2 protein-coding genes are annotated in these 818 nt (G+C 57.6%); both read right to left on the reverse strand.

Features of this window, described 5'->3' with window-relative positions; genetic code table 11:
• Positions 1-315: 315 nt before the first annotated feature.
• Complete coding sequence (locus OO70_RS50450; protein ID WP_030529706.1) at positions 316-558, reverse strand: hypothetical protein; 243 nt, start codon at positions 556-558, stop codon at positions 316-318.
• Between the two features lie 4 nt (positions 559-562).
• Positions 563-818, reverse strand: a 256-nt coding sequence (locus OO70_RS55185; protein WP_158711686.1) for a hypothetical protein, incomplete at its 5' end; no start/stop codon positions are given.

Genomic DNA, 818 nt, shown 5'->3' on the forward strand with positions numbered 1-818 from the left:
GTAACGGCCAGACCGCGCTACCTGGCGCGCGGTTTCGTCCTAGTAGTAGCAATGGCGGAAAACGTAATTCCCGTTGTCGTCGCCCGTGAGATAGCCTCTAACGCGACAACCCGCGACGCTACAGACAGCCGGAATGGAAAAATACGTGTCGGGCTCCCCCGTGACGTAAACAGTGCGGCGCATGTCGCCCGCCATGTTATCGAGTCGGCAGTTCTCGACCTTCGCCAATGTGGGGCCACCCATCCACACCGCAAACCACGCGGTTGATCCATCGGGCATATGTTCCGATTTGTCGGCGCGATACTTTTGCATTGGTCAATCCCTCTCGATTAGCGCGGTATAGGTTCGGCAATCGCTCGCGAGAACGCCGAACTGCGCCGCGTCATGCCAGCGCATGAATCCCGCGTCGTCGCAGCTAACGATTGAACCGCCTAACCACGCGGCGAACTTGTCCGCTTGTGCAATTTCGGAATCTTCCATTCCGGAAGCGTCGCCATTGATGAAATACGACGCCCAATAGCTAGGCGCGGTCCCCGTGACAGTGTCGAAGGTTGCCATTGGCTCAACCCTTCGCTTTCTTGACGCGCGCATAGTCGCCCGCGCTCTTAAAGTATGTGCCGTGATAGGTTGCGCCGTTGATCGCGCGAACGGTTACCGGGACACGCTTTCCGCCAAAGTTGTCGCGGTACTCTCGACCAAACGACGCGGAGCCAAGCCTTTCCCCGTTCCACGTTGTGGCGGTATTGGTCTTTGCGTTGATATAGAGGAAATACCGTTCCGGTATGTCCCGCATAAACTCGAATAGCTCGACCTGGCCG

Source organism: Streptomyces xylophagus, assembly GCF_000716435.1.
Lineage (GTDB): Bacteria > Actinomycetota > Actinomycetes > Streptomycetales > Streptomycetaceae > Streptomyces > Streptomyces xylophagus.

What these genes read in the sequence shown, in the direction of transcription:
- OO70_RS50450 (WP_030529706.1), bottom strand. Translation starts at nt 558, where the DNA reads ATGGCAACCTTCGACACTGTCACGGGGACCGCGCCTAGCTATTGGGCG.